Origin of the sequence: Streptomyces odonnellii (genome assembly GCF_000981895.1) — a bacterium.
Taxonomy (GTDB): domain Bacteria; phylum Actinomycetota; class Actinomycetes; order Streptomycetales; family Streptomycetaceae; genus Streptomyces; species Streptomyces odonnellii.
The window spans coordinates 1-17,200 of sequence record NZ_LATD01000072.1; the positions used below are offsets into that span (position 1 = coordinate 1).

General features: G+C 71.5%; 17 protein-coding genes and 1 pseudogene. 6 read left to right on the forward strand and 12 right to left on the reverse strand.

The window, feature by feature from the left end:
• The first annotated feature begins 10 nt into the window (after positions 1-10).
• Both WH07_RS08405 and WH07_RS08410 read left to right on the forward strand, forming a co-directional pair.
• The gene (locus tag WH07_RS08405; RefSeq protein WP_046497349.1) at positions 11-538 is read left to right on the forward strand and encodes a cupin domain-containing protein; all 528 of its coding nucleotides are present in this window, start codon (positions 11-13) and stop codon (positions 536-538) included.
• Between the two features lie 23 nt (positions 539-561).
• On the forward strand, positions 562-981 hold the full coding sequence (locus WH07_RS08410) for a rhodanese-like domain-containing protein (protein ID WP_046497356.1): 420 nt from the start codon (positions 562-564) through the stop codon (positions 979-981).
• Positions 982-1,326: 345 nt separating this feature from the next.
• On the opposite strand, the pseudogene recX reads toward WH07_RS08410, so the two are convergent.
• The 4 genes and pseudogenes from recX to WH07_RS08430 form a co-directional block, all read right to left on the reverse strand.
• Positions 1,327-2,010 (reverse strand): annotated as a pseudogene (gene recX / locus WH07_RS08415) (recombination regulator RecX); the annotation flags it as partial.
• A complete protein-coding gene (gene recA, locus WH07_RS08420; protein WP_046497301.1) occupies positions 1,917-3,053 on the reverse strand; it encodes a recombinase RecA in 1,137 nt (378 codons plus the stop codon). The pseudogene recX and the gene recA, both read right to left, overlap by 94 nt.
• Positions 3,054-3,291: 238 nt before the next feature.
• On the reverse strand, positions 3,292-4,428 hold the full coding sequence (locus WH07_RS08425) for an AI-2E family transporter (RefSeq protein ID WP_046497358.1): 1,137 nt from the start codon (positions 4,426-4,428) through the stop codon (positions 3,292-3,294).
• A gap of 299 nt (positions 4,429-4,727) precedes the next feature.
• Positions 4,728-4,922 carry a DUF3046 domain-containing protein gene (locus WH07_RS08430; RefSeq protein ID WP_046497305.1) on the reverse strand — a complete coding sequence of 65 codons (195 nt, stop codon included), beginning with the start codon at positions 4,920-4,922 and terminating at the stop codon, positions 4,728-4,730.
• 78 nt (positions 4,923-5,000) lie between these two features.
• Between WH07_RS08430 and WH07_RS08435 the strand changes: the two genes are divergently transcribed.
• Positions 5,001-5,951, forward strand: coding sequence for a hypothetical protein (locus WH07_RS08435; protein WP_046497309.1), 951 nt, complete (start codon positions 5,001-5,003; stop codon positions 5,949-5,951).
• A gap of 30 nt (positions 5,952-5,981) precedes the next feature.
• Here WH07_RS08435 and WH07_RS08440 read toward each other — a convergent pair whose 3' ends face one another.
• Genes WH07_RS08440 through WH07_RS08450 form a run of 3 tightly spaced genes read right to left on the reverse strand, consistent with a single transcriptional unit; the run spans position 5,982 to position 8,072 of the window.
• Positions 5,982-6,290, reverse strand: coding sequence for an AzlD domain-containing protein (locus tag WH07_RS08440; RefSeq protein WP_046497311.1), 309 nt, complete (start codon positions 6,288-6,290; stop codon positions 5,982-5,984).
• Positions 6,287-7,189 (reverse strand): AzlC family ABC transporter permease, encoded by a 903-nt coding sequence (locus WH07_RS08445; RefSeq protein ID WP_408645818.1) that lies wholly within the window; start codon positions 7,187-7,189, stop codon positions 6,287-6,289. Before WH07_RS08445 ends, WH07_RS08440 begins: the two co-directional genes overlap by 4 nt.
• A gap of 10 nt (positions 7,190-7,199) precedes the next feature.
• Positions 7,200-8,072 carry a LysR family transcriptional regulator gene (locus WH07_RS08450; protein ID WP_198533752.1) on the reverse strand — a complete coding sequence of 291 codons (873 nt, stop codon included), beginning with the start codon at positions 8,070-8,072 and terminating at the stop codon, positions 7,200-7,202.
• Between WH07_RS08450 and WH07_RS08455 the strand changes: the two genes are divergently transcribed.
• Complete coding sequence (locus tag WH07_RS08455; protein WP_079023065.1) at positions 8,064-8,597, forward strand: aldo/keto reductase; 534 nt, start codon at positions 8,064-8,066, stop codon at positions 8,595-8,597. The genes WH07_RS08450 and WH07_RS08455 overlap by 9 nt on opposite strands.
• 21 nt (positions 8,598-8,618) lie before the next feature.
• Here the strand turns inward: WH07_RS08455 and WH07_RS08460 are convergent, their stop codons facing one another.
• On the reverse strand, positions 8,619-9,473 hold the full coding sequence (locus WH07_RS08460) for an AraC family transcriptional regulator (protein ID WP_046497317.1): 855 nt from the start codon (positions 9,471-9,473) through the stop codon (positions 8,619-8,621).
• A gap of 132 nt (positions 9,474-9,605) precedes the next feature.
• Between WH07_RS08460 and WH07_RS08465 the strand changes: the two genes are divergently transcribed.
• Together WH07_RS08465 and WH07_RS08470 are read left to right on the forward strand one after the other, a co-directional pair.
• A complete protein-coding gene (locus WH07_RS08465) occupies positions 9,606-14,252 on the forward strand; it encodes an ATP-dependent helicase (RefSeq protein WP_046497319.1) in 4,647 nt (1,548 codons plus the stop codon).
• Positions 14,253-14,342: 90 nt separating this feature from the next.
• The gene (locus WH07_RS08470) at positions 14,343-15,101 is read left to right on the forward strand and encodes an Fpg/Nei family DNA glycosylase (RefSeq protein WP_046497321.1); all 759 of its coding nucleotides are present in this window, start codon (positions 14,343-14,345) and stop codon (positions 15,099-15,101) included.
• A gap of 29 nt (positions 15,102-15,130) precedes the next feature.
• Here the strand turns inward: WH07_RS08470 and WH07_RS08475 are convergent, their stop codons facing one another.
• The 4 genes from WH07_RS08475 to WH07_RS08490 all read right to left on the reverse strand — a co-directional run bounded on the left by WH07_RS08475 (position 15,131) and on the right by WH07_RS08490 (position 17,162).
• Positions 15,131-15,319, reverse strand: a complete 189-nt coding sequence (locus tag WH07_RS08475; RefSeq protein ID WP_046497323.1) for a hypothetical protein — start codon at positions 15,317-15,319, stop codon at positions 15,131-15,133.
• Positions 15,320-15,539: 220 nt separating this feature from the next.
• A complete protein-coding gene (locus WH07_RS08480) occupies positions 15,540-16,010 on the reverse strand; it encodes a Dps family protein (protein WP_046497326.1) in 471 nt (156 codons plus the stop codon).
• A 167-nt stretch (positions 16,011-16,177) separates the two neighbouring features.
• Complete coding sequence (locus tag WH07_RS08485; protein ID WP_046497329.1) at positions 16,178-16,561, reverse strand: helix-turn-helix domain-containing protein; 384 nt, start codon at positions 16,559-16,561, stop codon at positions 16,178-16,180.
• A 109-nt stretch (positions 16,562-16,670) separates the two neighbouring features.
• Complete coding sequence (locus tag WH07_RS08490; protein ID WP_079023068.1) at positions 16,671-17,162, reverse strand: CinA family protein; 492 nt, start codon at positions 17,160-17,162, stop codon at positions 16,671-16,673.
• Positions 17,163-17,200: the final 38 nt, after the last annotated feature.

Sequence of the window (17,200 nt, forward strand, 5' to 3'; positions counted from 1 at the left end):
GTCGGCCACCGTGCCGCGGACGAAGGCGAGCAGTTCGGCGGGCTCCGGCCCCACCCCCGCCGAACTGCTCGCCTTCGTCCGCGGCACGGTGGCCGACACCGAACTCATCGCGTCGCTCCCCCTCGATCCCGAGGGACGCACCTGGATCAGGCTCGACGGCCCCGCGGGCAGCGAGGCGTGGCTGATCGGCTGGCCGCCCGGCACGGGCACCGGCTGGCACGACCACGGCGGCTCGCACGGCGCTTTCGCCACGGCGGCGGGCACCCTCAAGGAGGACTCGCTGGCGGCCCGGCTGCCCACCGAGGGCTGGAAGACCCTGGAGCTGGCCGAGGGGGTCGACCGTGAGCGGACGCTGACGGCGGGCGAGGGCCGGGCGTTCGGCAGGCACCATGTGCACGAGGTGCGCAACGAGTCCCCGGCCGAGCACGCCATCTCCGTCCACGCGTACTTTCCGCCGCTGCCGCTGATGCGTCGCTACAGCCGCACGGGCGCCGTGCTCCGTCTCGAACATGTCGAGCGCCCCGAGGAGTGGCAGTGACCGAGCGGACAGGGACGGAGCCGGTGGGGACCGAGCAGGTGGGGACCGAGCAGGTGGTGGCTGAACGGGTGGGGATAGACGAACTGCTGGAACGGGTCCGGGAGGGCCTGGACCGGGTGGGTCCCCGGGAGGCCTTCGAGGCCGCAGCGGAGGGCGCGCTGCTGGTGGACATCCGGTACGCGGCGCTGCGGGAGCGGGACGGGCTGATACCGGGGGCGCTGGTCGTCGAGCGCAATGAGCTGGAGTGGCGGCTCGACCCACAGGGCAGTCACCGGGCGGCCGAGGCCACAAGCCATGACCTGCGTGTGGTCGTGGTCTGCAACGAGGGATACGCGTCGAGCCTGGCCGCCGTGTCCCTGCGGCAACTGGGACTGCATCGCGCGACCGACCTCGTCGGCGGCTTCCAGGCCTGGAAGGCCGAGGGCCTTCCGGTCACGCACTGAGGCCGAGCGGCTGACCGGCACTGCTGGACGGGCCGCTGCCCACACCGCCTACATGCAGGACGGGCGGGTTCATGACCACCGCCATGCGGGTGGCATTCGCCCGCACATTCCGGCCCCTGCTCCGACCACCGGGGCTTGGCCGTGTCCCGGTCGGCCGTTCCACCCGTCAACGGCCGTACGGGACGGGCGAGTTCCGGGGCCGACGGGCAAGCCGAACCGATCCGCGCGCGAATCGGGACCGAGGAGCCCGGCCGGACAGGATCCAGGACAGGGCCTGGGGTCTTCCGCTTGGATCTGGCCCGCGAGCCCAGCAAGATCCAAACGCGAGGCCCTGAACGCGAGGTTCTAGTCGAAGCTCTCGTCCAGTCCCTCAGTGTCCTCGCCCTCCTCTTCCAGGGCCTGTCTGACCACCCGCAGCGCCATCCCCTCGCCGTACCCCTTGCGGGCCAGCATGCCCGCGAGTCTGCGCAGCCGTCTGTCCCGGTCCAGGCCGCGGGTGGCCCGGAGCTTGCGGGCCACCAGTTCGCGGGCGGTGGCCTCCTCCTGATCGGCGTCCAGATGCCCGACTGCCTCGTCGATCAGCGCGGAGTCGACCCCCTTCGTCCGCAGCTCCCGCGCGAGGGCGCGTCGGGCGAGCCCCCTGCCGTGGTGCCGCGACTCCACCCAGGCGTCCGCGAACGCCGCGTCGTCGATCAGCCCCACGTCCTCGAAGCGGGAGAGGACCTCCTCGGCGATGTCCTCGGGGATGTCCCGCTTCTCCAGCGCGTCCGCCAGTTGCTTGCGGGTCCGGGGGGTCCCGGTGAGCAGGCGCAGACAGATCGCCCGCGCCCGCTCCGCCGGGTCCTGGGGCGACAGCTCCCGCTCGGCCCTCGACGAGTCGGAGCTGTCGCCCGGCTCTTCCGTCCGCCGCCTCTTCTCCCACGGCACCGTACGGACTAGCTCTTGGCCGCTGCCGCCTTGGCCGACTTGGCCTTGGAGGCAGTGGCGGGCGCCGGCTTCGCCGGATCCTCGGCGGGGGCAGCGGACTTGGCGGGCGCGGCCGCGGCATCCGCGCCGGGCTCGGCCTTCGCCTCCTGCCTGACCCCGACGCCCAGCTTCTCCAGGATCTTCTTCTCGATCTCATTGGCGAGATCGGGGTTGTCCTTGAGGAAGTTACGGGCGTTCTCCTTGCCCTGACCGAGCTGGTCGCCCTCGTACGTGTACCAGGCGCCGGCCTTCCGTACGAAGCCGTGCTCCACGCCCATGTCGATCAGACCGCCCTCGCGGCTGATGCCCTGGCCGTAGAGGATGTCGAACTCGGCCTGCTTGAAGGGCGGCGAGACCTTGTTCTTGACGACCTTGACGCGGGTGCGGTTGCCGACGGCCTCGGTGCCGTCCTTCAGCGTCTCGATACGGCGGATGTCGAGGCGCACCGAGGCATAGAACTTGAGCGCCCGGCCACCGGTCGTGGTCTCCGGCGAGCCGAACATCACGCCGATCTTCTCGCGGAGCTGGTTGATGAAGATGGCGGTGGTCTTGGACTGGTTGAGCGCGCTGGTGATCTTCCGGAGCGCCTGGCTCATCAGCCGCGCCTGGAGACCGACATGCGAGTCGCCCATCTCGCCCTCGATCTCCGCGCGCGGCACCAGCGCGGCGACGGAGTCGATGACGATGAGGTCGAGCGCCCCGGATCGGACCAGCATGTCCACGATTTCGAGCGCCTGCTCACCGTTGTCCGGCTGGGACAGGATGAGATTGTCGATGTCGACGCCGAGCTTCTTCGCGTACTCGGGGTCGAGGGCGTGCTCCGCGTCCACGAAGGCCACCGCGCCGCCCGCCCGCTGCGCGTTGGCCACCGCGTGCAGCGTCAGGGTCGTCTTGCCGGAGGACTCCGGCCCGTACACCTCCACCACGCGTCCGCGTGGCAGGCCGCCGACGCCCAGCGCGACGTCGAGCGCGGTCGACCCGGTGGGGATGACCTCGATCGGTTCGTTCGGCCGCTCGCCGAGGCGCATCACCGCGCCCTTGCCGAATTGCCGTTCAATCTGTGCGAGGGCGGCGTCGAGCGCCTTCTCGCGGTCGGTTCCTGCCATGGGTTCCACCCGATTTGCTTGTGTCGATCGCTTCACGTCAAAGACGCTATCCCCTGCCACTGACAACGCGTCCCGACGTCGTCCCGGCCTGTGGACAACTCCGCTCAAACCCGCGTGACAGACCGCCCCGGGCCGGTCACGGGAAACACCGGCAGGACCCCCATAAGAATGGATGTTCGATTTTCATGTCAAGCGTCCAACTCGATGCGTCACAACGCCGACGCGCCCAGGACGTGCCCTAGGGCCGCGGGTCGCCGCCGGTGCGCAGCGCGCGCCAGAACTGCCGCGCGACAGGCCGTCCGCCCCCTGGACCGGCGCTCCGCCGGCCGCCCTGCACCCGGGCGTCGTCCATCACGTCGTACCGCCGCACATAGGCGCCGAGGAACGCCTGCAACGTGGCGACGGCCGGGATCGCGATCAGCGCGCCGACCGCGCCCAGCAGGGCCGTACCCGCGATGACCGATCCGAACGCCACCGCGGGGTGGATGTCCACGGTCCTGGCCGTGAGTTTCGGCTGGAGCATGTAGTTCTCGAACTGCTGGTAGATCACCGCGAATCCGAGCACCCAGACCGCGTACCAGGGGTCGATGGTGAAGGCGATCAGCATCGGCAGCGCACCCGCCAGATAGGTGCCGATGGTCGGGATGAACTGGGAGACGAGTCCCACCCAGATCGCCAGCGCCGGCGCGTACGGCACGCCCAGGATCTCCAGCAGGATGTAGTGCGCGACCCCGGAGATCAGTGCCATCAGGCCGCGGGAGTAAATGTAGCCGCCGGTCTTGTCGACCGCGATCTCCCAGGCGCGCAGCACCTCGGCCTGTTTGGCCGGCGGGAGCACGGAGCAGAGCGCGCGCCGCAGTCGCGGGCCGTCGGCCGCGAAGTAGAACGAGAACAGGAAGATCGTGAGCAGCCGGAACAGCCCGCCCAGCACGGTGGTGGAGATGTCCAGGACCCCGGTCGCACTGTTCTGGACGTATCGCTGGAGCCAGTCGGAGTGCAGCAGGCTGTCCTGGACGGCGACCCGCGACAGTTCGGTGTGGAAGGTCGCGTTGCTCCAGTTGATCACCGAGTCGAGGTACTCGGGGAAGGACTCGACCATGTCGATGATCTGGCTGGCGAGGATCGAGCCGAGCATCGCCACAAAGCCGGCGACCGCGCCCACCACCACCAGGAAAACCAGGAATGTGGCGAGTCCACGCCGTATGCCGCGCGCCGCCATCCAGCTCACCACCGGCTCGATCGCCAGGGCCAGGAAGAAGGCGATCAGCACATTGACCAGCAGTCCGATGAGCTGATGGAAAGCCCAGCTACCGAGCTGGAAACAGGCGATGAGCGCCAGTGCGAGGACCATCGCCCGCGGCAGCCAGCGCGGCATACGGGCGTGGGCGCCGGTCCGACGGCCTCCGGCCTGCGAGCCCGCGCCCGTATCCGTACGAGCATCCGCGTCCGCGCCGGTCCCGGGCTCGGCCCCGGCCGCCGGCACCGTATTCCTCGACGGATCAGCGGGCGCGCCCGGCTCGGGACTTCGCAGCGGGGGCGACGGCTCCCGGTCCGAGTCCGATATGTCTGGTGCGGTGTCGGCGGTGTCGTCAGTCGGTGCCACCGAGCCAGTGTCGCTCATCGCAGCCGCGTCCCGTCCTCCCGCGCGGCCGCCCCCGGCCTCCGGCGTGGGCGTCATCGCTTCTCGGCCGGAATGCCCATGGCGACGCAGACCGCCCGCCAGACATCCTTCGCCTCCCAGCCCGCGTCGAGCGCCTCATGCACCGTACGGCCGCCGAGCTCGGCCATCACATGGTCACGGGCGAAGGAGTCGGCGTAGACAGCGCCGAAGTGCTCCACCATCCGCTCCCAGAAAATCGTCAACCGCATGACACCATTATCGCGCCCCTGAGAGTGCCGCGGGGCCGGTCCGCCCGGCCTCCGGCGGTTTCGGTCTACGGTCGGAGCATGGCTGGCACAGCGGTGACGACCGCGTCTCCCCTCGCCCGCGCCGAGCGTTTCGTCTGGCTCACGGCCCGGGTGCTCGAACAGCGCCGGTTCGCCTATCACTTCCTGGACGGCGGCCTGGGCAGGACGGGCCGGGACCGCGGCCAGGAGGCGGTCGAGACGGCCCTCATGGCGTATCGCGGACAGGACGGCGGCTATGCCCATGGGCTCGAACCCGACCTGCGCGGGCCCGTCAGCCAGCCCCTCCACACGGCGCACGCGCTGCGCGTCCTCGATTCCATCGGCCGTTGCGACGGACCGCGGGTGGAGCTGATCTGCCGCTATCTGACGGCGGTTTCGACACCGGAGGGCGCGTTGCCCGCGCTCCACCCGTCCTTGCGGGGCTATGCGTTCGCACCCTTCCTCCCGCTCGTCGACGACCCGCCGGGCGAGCTGCTGACGACGGGCCCGGTCGCGGGACTGCTGCACCGGAACGAGGTGTGGCACGCCTGGCTCTTCCGGGCCACCGACTTCTGCTGGGCGGCCGTCGAGGGGATGGAGGACTCGCATCCGTACGAGATCGAGGCCGCGGTCGCCTTTCTGGACGGCGTTCCCGACCGGGCGCGGGCCGAGGCGGCGGCGGACCGGCTCGGGCGGCTGGTACGCGAGCGGCGGCTGGCGGTGCTCGATCCGGAGCGCCGCGCGCACCACCCCGTACCACCGGGGTACGCGCCGGGCGAGCACCACTTTCCGCACGACTACGCGCGCGTGCCGGAGTCGCTGGCCCGCCACTGGTTCACGGACGAGGAGATGGCCAGGTCGCTCGACTTCCTCGCGGCGCGACAGCGGGAGGACGGCGGCTGGCCGGTCACCTGGCGTCAGTGGGCGCCGGGGACCGCGCTGGAATGGCGGCCGATCGTGACCATCGAGGCGCTGCGGACCCTGCGCGCCCATGGCCGGGACATCGGCTGACCGTCCCGGCGTACGGCCACCGGCCGGCCGTCAGCCGCCGATCGCCCGTACCCCCGCCGTGACGGCCACGGCGGCCGCGACGACCACCAGGAAGGGGGCGCGCAGAACCAGCGCGAGCGCCGCCGCCGCGAGCCCCGCGCCCCGGGGGTCCAGGACGAGCGCGCCGTTCGCGCTGAAGGTCTGCTGCGCGGTCAGCGCGGCGAGCAGGCCGACGGGCAGCAGGGCCGCCAGCCGCTGGACGAGGGGGCGTTCCAGAACGCCTGCGGGCACCAGCAGTCCCAGCAGTTTGACGAGATAGCAGCCGACGGCGGTCACGCCGATCGCGATCCAGATGTTCAACGGTCGGATCCCTTCCGACGGGCAGCGGCCTTCCGGGCAGCGACTTCCGCCTCAGCGGCATCCGCCCCAGTGGCTTTCGCGGCAGCGGCCTTCCCGGCAACGGTCTTGTGGGCAGCGGTCGTACGGTCAGCAGTCCTGCGGCGTCCTTCGAGCCAGAGGACGGCAGGGGCGGTGAGAGCCGCGACCAGTACCGGGACCCCGGCGGGCAGCACCGGCAGGAAGCCCAGTCCCAGCACGACCGCGAGGCCCGCGGTCATCCGTTCGGTGGCGGTACGGAGCATGGGCGCGAGCAGCGCGAGAAAGACGGCCGGTCCGGCCGCGTCCAGCCCCCAGGCCCCGGTGTCGCCGAGCGCCTCCGCGCCCAGGGCCCCGGCCAGGGTGGTGAGGTTCCACAGCGCGTAGAGGCTGAGTCCGGTGACCGTGAATCCGATCCTGGCGGCGCGGCGCGTCGGCTGGGCGAGGGCCACGGCCGTGGTCTCGTCGATCACCCACTGCGCGGCCAGCGGGCGTACGGGCCCGGGCAGTCGCAGCAACTGGGACAGTCTGAGGCCGTAGAAGGCGTTCCGTACGCCCAGGAAGAAGGCGCCGGCGGCGGCGGTGAACGGATTGCCACCCGCGGCGAGCGCGCCGACGAGAGCGAACTGTGAGGCACCGGTAAAAACCAGCAGGCTGAGCGCACAGGTCTGGAGTACGGAGAGGCCCGCGCCGGCCGAGGTGACACCGAAGGCGAAGCCGGAGAGCCCGACGGCGATGCCGACACCGAGGGCGTCACGTACGACGGCGGCGTCAGGCTTGGGCTCGGGGCCCGGACCGGTGCCGGTTTCTTGTGGCGCGTCCAGGGGCCCGGGTTCCAGGTATCCGGGCATGGGCGCGGATGCGGATGTTGTCTGATCTGACACGTCCTGGACGCTACGGGGCCTGATCCTGACCGGTCTTGTACGTTCTTGCGCTCCGGGGTCCCTTGGCCCTGGCCGGCTGCCAGCCCTCCGTACGGGCCAGACGCCGCGCCGTACGCACAAGAGCGGCCACGGTCGGCGGCGCGTCGCGTGCGCAGGCGAGGTGGAGATCGATGGTCGGCAACTCGTCCAGCAACGCCACGCCGACCGTGGTCGGGGGAAGGTGCGGCCGGAGCGAGGCCGGAAGGATCATGAAGTCCCCTCCGCTCGGGGCCGACCCGAGGTTGCGGAGTCCGGGGAGCCGGTTCTCCCAGACGTCGAAAGTCTCGCCGGAGACACTCAGCGCGGCGAGCACCCCGTCGTGATAGCGCGGTGCGACGGCCCTCGGGAAGAACCGCAGGGTGTGGCCACGCAGTTCACGCAGGGCCAGCGCGTCCCGTCCCGCCAGCGGGTGCCCGGTGTCGAGCACGGCGGTCAGGGGATCACGCCGCAGGGTCGCCGTGCGATGGTCGGACGGTATGCGTACGAGCCTGCCGAGCAGCACGTCGATCTCGCGGTCGCGCAGGGCGGCACTGAGTTCGACGTCCCAGGCCTCGCGCGCGTCAATGCGGATGCCGGGGTGTTCCGCGCGCATCGCCGCGAAGAGCTTGGGCATCTCGTCGAACGCCGTGGTGACGGTGTAACCGATACGAAGGGTGCCGGTCCCGGCCCCGCCGACGAGCCGTACCTGCCGTACCGCCCGGTCCGTGTCCTCAAGGATGCGGCGGGCCGACTCGATGAACACCAGGCCCGATTCGGTCGGTCTGGTGGGTCTCCGGTGGAAGAGCGGGACGCCCAACTCACGTTCCAGCGCGGCGATCTGACGGCTCAGCGGGGGTTGGGTCATATCGGCGTCTCGCACCATGACCCGGCGTACTTCCCGCTGCTGGCGGGCTGGGTGGAGCGGGGCGATCCGGACTTCGTACAGGTTCACTACTCGATCCACACCCGGGCGGCCGAGGACACCGTGCTGAGGGCCGCGGCGGACCGGGGAGTTGCCGTCCTGGTGAACATGCCTCTGGAGAAGGCGCGGCTGCACAAGGTGGTCGAGGGTCTGCGTCTTCCGGCGTTCGCGGCCGACTTCGGCATCGAGACCTGGTCGGCGTTCTTCCTGAAGTGGGTCATCTCGCACCCCGCCGTCAGCGTGGCGCTACCGGCCACCTCGCGTCCTGAACACGTACTGGAAAATGTGGCGGCCATGCGAGGTCCGCTGCCCGACCCCGACACCCGGGAGCGGATGGTTCGCCATATGGAGACGGTTCCGGCGTTCCACCGGATCGGCTCGATGCCGTGGTATCCGGGCAAGAGCTATCCCGGAGTTGTCTCGACAGCACAAGAAGCACTGCGGAAACGCAGCCCCTGGTGGCCGTAGGCGGAGTCCGGACGTATCTCGTCAGCCCGGCCCGGTGGGCATCGGCCCCGCGGCGGCGCCCACGCGCTCTCTGCGGTAGGCGCCCGGCGGCACACCGACGATCCGGGTGAAGTGCCGGTGGAGGTGCGGCTGATCCGTGAAACCGACGGCCACGGCCGCCTCCGCCGGTGCCGTACCGGCGTCCAGCAGCCGACAGGCGCGCCGCACCCGCGCGTCGGTGAGCCAGGCGTGCGGGGGCAGGCCATATGCCGCCTTGAAGGCCCGCAGCAGTGCGAAGGGGCTGGTGCCGAGGTCGACGGCGAGCCGTTCCAGTGAAGGCGGGTCGGCCATCCGCTCCTCCAGTACGTCCCGCGCGCGTGCGGCGGCTCTCGCCCCGGCCCCGCGCGCCGGGCGCTGCCGGAGGGGGCCGCCGTTCACCCGCAGCAGCCGGGTCACCACGATCCTCAGCAGGGAGTCGGCGGCCAGCGCGTTCCCCTCATCGGCGGCGCGCAGCACCTGGTGGACGAGACGGACAGTGTGCGGGTCGTCCACCACGGGCGCGACGAAGCCGGGGGTGCCGCGGATCGCGGTGGTCTCCGCGGCGATCGAGGCGACCACCCCGGCCGCCGGGTAGACAGCTCCGTACCGCCAGCCCTCCGGGCCCTGGGCACGGCCGGTGTGCGCCGTCTCCGGGTTGACCAGCGCGAGCGCGCCCGGGCCCGCGTACTGGTTGGCGCCACCGTGGTGGAAGACCTCGACACCGTCCGTGATCGCGGCGATGACGAAGTTCTCGTGCGTGTGACGCGCGAAGGTCTTGTCGATGTAGTTGGCCCGCAGGAGATCGACACCGGGCAGGTCGGGGTAGTGCCAGTGCCGCGCCTGCTCCCGTATCGCCATGCGCCCATTCTGCCGCCGCTCCGCGCTCGCCGCCCGCCCCGGTTCCGCGGCCGGTCCGCCTTCCGGCACGGGTCCGTGGGCGTTATCCACAGGCCCGGGCGATTGTCGGTGGCCGGGTGCACGATGGGGGGCATGGCAACGACAGCTCTCGACTCCTTTTCCCCCGCGACCCGCGGCTGGTTCACGGGGGCCTTCTCCGCGCCCACCGCGGCGCAGGAGGGGGCCTGGCGCGCCATCGGTCGTGGCTCGGACGTGCTGGTCGTGGCCCCGACCGGCTCGGGCAAGACGCTGGCCGCCTTTCTCGCCGCCCTGGACCGGCTGGCGTCCGTCCCACCGCCCGCCGAGGCGCACAAGCGCTGCCGCGTGCTGTACGTATCGCCGCTGAAGGCGCTCGCCGTCGATGTGGAGCGCAATCTGCGCAGCCCGCTCACCGGGATCCGGCAGGAGTCCGTACGGCGCGGGCTGCCGGAGCCGGAGGTGCGGGTCGGAATCCGCTCGGGCGACACTCCTGCGGCCGAGCGGCGCTCGATGGCCACGAAGCCGCCGGACATCCTGATCACCACCCCCGAGTCGCTGTTCCTGATGCTCACGTCCTCGGCGCGGGACGCGCTCGCCGGGGTCGAGACGGTGATCGTGGACGAGGTGCACGCGGTCGCCGGGACGAAGCGCGGCGCCCATCTCGCCTTGTCCCTGGAGCGGCTCGACGAGTTGCTGCCCCGCCCGGCGCGCAGGATCGGACTGTCGGCGACGGTGCGTCCGGTGGAGGAGGTCGCCCGCTATCTGTCGCCGCAGCGGAAGGTGGAGATCGTCCAGCCGCCCTCCGGCAAGGAGTTCGACCTCTCGGTCGTCGTCCCGGTCGAGGATCTCGGCGAGCTGGGCGGTTCTCCGGCGTCGGAGACGGAGGGCGCGGACAGGCCGTCGATCTGGCCGCATGTGGAGGAGCGGATCGCCGATCTCATCCAGGCGCACCGCTCCACGATCGTGTTCGCCAACTCCCGCCGGCTGGCCGAGCGTCTGTGCAACCGTCTCAACGAGATCGCGTACGAACGGGCCACAGGGACCGTGGCCGACGGGGAGGAGCCCGCCGCTCCGCTGCCCGAGGCGCACTCCCCGGCCCAGGTCATGGCCCAGTCGGGCGCGGCCAGGGGCGCGCCTGCCCTGCTCGCCCGCGCCCATCACGGCTCGGTGTCCAAGGAACAGCGCGCCCAGGTCGAGGAGGACCTCAAGGCGGGCCGGCTGCCCGCCGTGGTCGCGACATCCAGCCTGGAGCTGGGCATCGACATGGGCGCGGTGGATCTGGTCGTCCAGGTCGAATCGCCGCCCTCGGTCGCCTCCGGGCTCCAGCGGGTGGGCCGAGCCGGCCACCAAGTGGGCGCGGTCTCCACCGGGGTCGTCTTCCCCAAGTACCGGGGCGATCTGGTGCAGGCGGCCGTGGTCACGGAGCGGATGCGGGGCGGGCTCATCGAGGCGCTGCGCATCCCGGCCAATCCGCTGGACGTGCTGGCCCAGCAACTTGTGGCCATGGTCGCCCTGGACACCCGGCAGGCCGATGATCTGCTGGCCCTCGCCCGCCGGGCCGCGCCGTTCGCCTCGCTGCCGGAGTCCGCCTTCACCGCCGTCCTCGACATGCTCGCCGGGCGCTATCCCTCCGACGCCTTCGCGGAGCTGAGGCCCCGGGTGGTGTGGGACCGCGTCACCGGTACGGTCACGGGCCGCCCGGGTGCCCAGCGCCTCGCCGTCACCTCGGGGGGCACGATCCCGGACCGCGGGCTGTTCGGTGTCTTCCTCGCCGGGGCCGACCCGAAGAAGGGCGGCGGCCGGGTCGGGGAGCTGGACGAGGAGATGGTGTACGAGTCGCGGGTGGGCGATGTCTTCACGCTGGGCACGACCTCCTGGCGGATCGAGGACATCACCCGTGACCGGGTCCTGGTCACCCCTGCCCCCGGCACCCCCGGCCGACTGCCCTTCTGGAAGGGCGACCAGCTCGGGCGTCCTCTGGAGCTGGGCCGCGCGGTGGGCGCGTTTCTGCGGGAGGTCGGCTCCCTCTCCGAGGAGGACGCCCGGCTGCGGCTGCTGGCGGCGGGGCTGGACGCGTGGGCGGCCGGCAATGTGCTCTCGTATCTCGAAGAACAGCGCCGGGCCTGCGGGCACATCCCGGACGACCGGACGATCCTGGTGGAGCGGTTCCGGGACGAGCTGGGCGACTGGCGGGTGGTGATCCACTCCCCCTTCGGGGCGCAGGTGCACGCACCCTGGGCGCTGGCGCTGGGTGCCAGGCTCTCCGAGCGGTACGGAATGGACGCACAGGTCATGCATGCCGACGACGGCATCGTGCTGCGCCTGCCCGACGCCGATCTGATGGGCATGGATCTGCTCGACACCGAACCGGATCGCCTCGGCACGGCCTTCGACAGCGAGCAGGCCCCCGTCGGAGCCGCCGATGTCGCCTTCGACGGGGGCGAGATCCGTGGGATCGTCACCGATCAGGTGGGCGGCTCCGCGCTCTTCGCCTCCCGGTTCCGGGAGTGCGCGGCGCGGGCTCTGCTGCTGCCGCGCCGCAGCCCCGGCAAGCGCACCCCGCTGTGGCAGCAGCGCCAGCGCGCCGCTCAGCTCCTCCAAGTGGCAAGCGAATTCGGCTCGTTCCCGATCGTGCTGGAGGCGGTGCGGGAGTGCCTCCAGGATGTCTTCGACGTCCCGGGGCTCTCGGAACTGATGGGCGACATCGAGTCCCGTCGGGTCCGGCTGATCGAGGTCACCACCCCGGAGCCCTCCCCCTTCGCGCGGTCCCTGCTGTTCGGTTATGTGGCCCAGTTCCTGTACGAGGGGGACTCGCCCCTCGCGGAGCGGCGGGCCGCCGCGCTGTCGCTCGACTCGCGGCTGCTCGCCGAGCTGCTGGGCCAGGCGGAGCTGCGCGAACTGCTCGACCCGGAGGTGCTCACGGAGTTGGAGCGTGAGCTCCAGTGGCTCACGGAGGACCGGCGCGTCAAGGATGTCGAGGGTGTCGCCGATCTGCTGCGGGTCCTTGGGCCGCTCACCGACGAGGAGCTGGCCGCACGCGGGGCTGAACCCGGCTGGGCCGGCGAGCTGGCCGCGAGTCGACGCGCCATCAAGGTCAGGATCGGCGGAGCCGGCCACTGGGCGGTCATCGAGGACGCGGGACGGCTGCGGGACGCGCTGGGCACGGCGTTGCCGGTCGGCGTGCCCGAAGCGTTCACCGAGCCCGTCAAGGACCCGCTCGGCGATCTCCTGGCCCGCTATGCCCGTACGCACGGCCCGTTCACCTCGCACACGGCCGCCGAGCGCTTCGGTCTCGGCACCGCGGTCACGGACGGTGCCCTCCAGCGCCTCGCCGCGAGTTCCCGGGTCGTCCAGGGCGAGTTCCATCCCTCCGGCATCGGCCAGGAGTGGTGTGACGCCACGGTGCTGCGCCGGCTGCGCCGCCGCTCCCTGGCCGCGTTGCGCCAGGAGCTGGAGCCGGTGGCGCCCGCCACGCTCGCCACGTTCCTGCCGCAGTGGCAGCATCTGCACGCCCAGAGCCTGCACGGTATCGACGGACTCGCCCGAGCCGTCGAGCAGTTGCAGGGCGCGGCCGTCCCCGCGTCCGCACTGGAGAAGCTGGTCCTCCCGTCCCGCATCTCCGGCTACACACCGGCGCTGCTGGACGAACTGACCACCACCGGCGAGGTGTTGTGGGCCGGGGCGGGCGCACTGCCCGGCAAGGACGGCTGGGTCGCGCTCTATCCCGCCGACTCCGCGCCACTGCTCCTCCCTCCACCCCACCCACTGGAGCTGACCGCCCTCCATGAATCGGTCCTGACCACCCTGTCGGGGGGCTACGGCCTGTTCTTCCGGCAGATGGCCGACCAGATCCGCGCCACCACCCACCCGGAGGCGACCGATCCCCAACTGGCCGACGCCGTCTGGGATCTGGCCTGGTCGGGCCGGCTCACCAATGACACCCTCGCCCCGCTGCGCTCCCTGCTGGGCTCGGGACGGACCGCCGGCTCCACGGCACACCGGGCGCGGCGCCCCATACCCCGAGGGCGGTACGGAAGCCTCACGGCCGCGGCCAGACCGGTGTCCCGTTCGGGCCCGCCGACGGTGAGCGGCCGCTGGTCACTGCTCCCCGCCAGGGAGCCGGACCTCACGCATCGCGCCCACGCCCTGGCCCGTACGCTCCTCGACCGCCACGGCGTGGTCACCAGAGGTGCTGTAGCGGCCGAGGGGGTAGAGGGCGGATTCTCCGCCGTCTATCGCGTGCTGTCCGCCTTCGAGGACAGCGGACAGGCCCGCCGCGGCTATGTTGTCGAGGGGCTGGGCGCGGCCCAGTTCGCGATGGACGGCGCGGTCGACCGGCTGCGCGCGGCAGCGACCGCCCGGGACCGGGCCGAGGCGCATCCGACGCCCCGCGCGGTGGTCCTGGCCGCGGCCGACCCCGCCAACGCCTATGGGGCCGCGCTGCCCTGGCCTGAGCCCCCGGACGGCGCGGGCCACAAGCCGGGCCGCAAGGCCGGATCCCTGGTCGTCCTCGTCGACGGTGAGCTGACGCTGTACATGGAGCGCGGCGGCAAGACGCTGCTGGCCTGGCCGACAGACCCGGAGGACCCCGCGCTCCGGACCGCGGCCGAGGCCCTGGCGGGCGCGGCACGCTCGGGGGCGCTCGGCTCGGTCACCGTGGAGCGGACCAATGGCGCCGCGGCGCTGACGTCCCCCTTGGGCCGCGCGCTGGAGTCGGCCGGGTTCCACGCCACCCCCAGGGGCCTGCGGCTGCGCGCCTGACACCCCCGGGTCCCGTACTCGTATCCGTACGACCGCCACCGGTCCACCCGCACCCGCCGCTCGCCCGTCCCGGCGCGCATCATGGAGGACATGCCCGAAGGAGACACTGTCTGGCAGACCGCCCGACTCCTGCACACCGCGCTGGCCGGCCGGACGCTGGTCCGGTCCGACCTGCGGGTGCCCCGGTTCGCGACCGCCGATCTCACCGGGCGGACCGTCCTGGATGTCACCCCACGCGGAAAGCATCTCCTCGCCCGCATCGAGGGAGGTCTCACGCTCCACTCACATCTGCGCATGGACGGCGCCTGGAAGGTGTACGCCCCGGGCGAGCGCTGGCGCGGCGGCGCAGGGCATCAGATCCGGGCGATCCTCGGCACCTCGGAGCGGACCGCGGTCGGCTATCGCCTCCAGGTCCTGGCACTGCTCCGTACCAGCGAGGAGGAGCGGGTGGTCGGCCATCTCGGCCCCGATCTGCTCGGGCCCGACTGGGATCCCGCCACGGCGCTGCGTAATCTCCTCGCCGATCCCGCCCGCCCCCTCGGGGAGGCCCTGATCGATCAGCGGAATCTCGCCGGGGTCGGCAATATCTTCAAGTCCGAGACCTGCTTCCTGGTCCGCGCGACCCCATGGCTCCCCATCGGTGAACTCCCCTCACCGGAGCGCGTGGTGACGGCCGCGAAGCGGCTGCTCGAAGCCAACCGGACACGCCCGGGCGGCAATCGGACGATCTCGGTTTACGGGCGGGCCGGCCGACCCTGTCCCCGCTGCGGCACTCCGATCCGTACGGCCGACCAGGACGACCGCCCCGCCTACTGGTGCCCGCGCTGCCAGCCAGGACCGACAAGTTGACGATCCGTCAGCACTCCGGCCCTCAGCCCTCAGCTCTGCGGCCCACGGCGCCGCGCCGCCGCGACATGCACCGGCAGCAGACTGAGCCCCCAACCGCCTGCCGCCACCGCGCCCTCGACCAGACCGCTGCGCTCCGGCACAAACGCGAGCCGCAGTACGGCCCACCACCACAGCCCGCCGAGAACGAGCGCCGGCAGAAGGACCCATCGCCTCACCATGGCTGTGCCTCCTCCGGCCGACGACACCAGGGCCTCTCGTTTGGATCTTGCTGGGCTCGCGGCCCCTGGCACCGCTCCCTGATCCAGCCGGATCCAAACGAACGACCCTAGACCCGAACGATCAACCGCCGCGAGGGCGCATCGGATGCACACCGCGGCGCACGGAGACTTCCCGCATCTCGCGCGGAGAAGGCGCTTTCCGACTGACGCGTTCTCCGGCTTACGCGTTCTCCGCCTGGAACATCCACGAGTGCTTCTCAAGACCCGCCGTCACCTTGATCAGTACGTCCTGGGTGACCGGGTCCGGTGCGGCCGTCACCTCGACGCGCTCACGCATCTGCCGGATCACCGAGGCAAGCCCGTCCACCATGATCCGTACGGCGTCCGTGTCCTTGATCCACCCGTTGGGAACCGCGCCGAACGCGCTCGTCGCGGCGACCGTCGCGGCCCGTCCGTCCGGTGTCACCCCGATCGCGGCGGCCCTCTCGGCGACCGTGTCCGAGTGCTTGCGGGCCATGGTCACGACCTTGTCGAGCTGGAGATGTATGGACCGGAAGCGCGGCCCGACGATGTTCCAGTGGATCTGCTTCGACACCAGTGCGACATCCACCAGATCCACGAGCGCGCCCTGAAGCGTCTCGGCGACAAGCTTCAGGTCTTCCTCGGGCAGGGAGCCTTTCACGATAGCCATGCCTGGCCTCCAGTTCCGTTCATGGTGTTCTTCGCCCCCGCCTGGGGGCAAAGGCACTTTCCACCATGGCACATATGACGCAAAACGGTCATTTCGTGGACGACAGAAGCCCCGACCGGTCAACACGACCGATCGGGGCTTCAGTCAAAGCTTCGAAAAACTCACCGTCAGGCGGCGACGACGTCCACCGCCTCGGTCGGCGCTTTGATCGTCACCCGCTCCGTCGGTACTCCCGCCACCGACGTCACAGAGACGGAATTGAGCATTGGGCGTACCGGCGCAGGCACCGGCTCGCTGGCAGCCGCCGACGCAGCCAGCTCGGCCAGCGACAGCTCGTCGCTCACTTCCCTCATGAGTTCTGACATCCGTACGTCAAGCGCGTCGCAGATCGCGGAGAGCAGTTCGGAGGATGCCTCCTTCTGCCCCCGCTCCACCTCGGAGAGATAGCCGAGCGAGACTCGGGCGGACGAGGAGACTTCGCGCAGAGTACGGCCCTGGCGCTGGCGCTGCCGACGCAGCACGTCACCAAGCAGGCGACGGAGCAGAATCATCGGTGGCTCCCTCCTCGGACCGCGTAGCCGCATCCTTCACGCCCCACCGTACCGCCTCGCGCTGCGGCCGTGCGGGGAGCGATGTCGTGTTCACTCAGGGCTGCAAACATCAATTCCCCCCGTTCTGTTCCGTATCCTGTGCCCGCCCGTTCCTTGATAGTTCGCTGAGGAGCAGCGCGAGCACGCTGCGTACACTCTCTTTACGGATGTCCGCCCGATCGCCGTTCAACCGCAAAGCGGTCACTTTCCCCACGCCGTCCGGTCCCACTACGGCCACATAGACCGTTCCGACGGGCTGTCCGTCCTGCGGCTCCGGGCCCGCGACCCCGGTCGTGGCCACGCCCCACTCGGCGCCCAGCACCCGCCGTACCCCGGCCGCCATCTGGCGCGCGACCTCGGGGTCCACCGCGCCGCGCTCCGCCAGCAGGGTCCCGTCGACATCCAGTACGTCCCGTTTGAGGGCCGTCGCGTACGCCGTGACGGACCCGCGGAAGGTCCGGGAGGCGCCGGGGACGGAAGTCAGCTCCGCGGCCACCAGACCGCCGGTGAGGGACTCCGCGACGGCCAGCGTCCCGCCGAGCGCCTCCAGGGCCACGAGCACCCGCGTCGCGTACTCCCGCGCGGGCGCCGCGTCAGGCC